The 473-nt window shown below is 34.2% G+C and carries 1 pseudogene; it reads right to left on the bottom strand.

Going from position 1 to position 473, the window contains the following annotated elements:
• Positions 1-379: 379 nt before the first annotated feature.
• A pseudogene (locus TY19_RS13285) lies at positions 380-473 on the bottom strand (IS5/IS1182 family transposase); the annotation flags it as partial.

Genomic DNA, 473 nt, shown 5'->3' with positions numbered 1-473 from the left:
GAAGCTGTGTTTCTAATTCGTGAATTTGTAGGTTTAATATCTGAATTTCTTCATTTGCTTGTTGTTGTTTCCTGTCTTCAATTTCCTTCATCATTACTGCTGTTTCTTCTATCATAAAATCAAATGAATTCATAGGCGAAGCCTCAAACCCTTCTAACTGATAATTTGTCATGTCGTGTGCAATAGAAGGTGTTTGAACATTGTTTCTTTTTCGCTGCTTGCCTCTTTTTTCCGTTGCTAATGTTGCTAATATTTATTCATGTTCTTCAATGGCTTCCTGAATTCTTTTATTTTGTTCTTCTAAAACTTTGAGACTTTCCTGAATTTTTTGTTCTTTTATATGAATAGTTTCATTTTGAGTTTTAACTAGATAGTATAGTTACGAGACTTCTGCCCATATAGCAATACATCTAGTATGGACTGCAGCCAAGAATGAGGCTGTGTTCTTTGCATAACGGGTCGCTATTCCTCTC

The sequence above is a fragment of the Candidatus Protochlamydia sp. R18 genome (assembly GCF_000648255.1).
Classification (GTDB): Bacteria; Chlamydiota; Chlamydiia; order Chlamydiales; family Parachlamydiaceae; genus Protochlamydia; species Protochlamydia amoebophila.
This window is presented reverse-complemented; position numbering and strand designations above follow the sequence as displayed.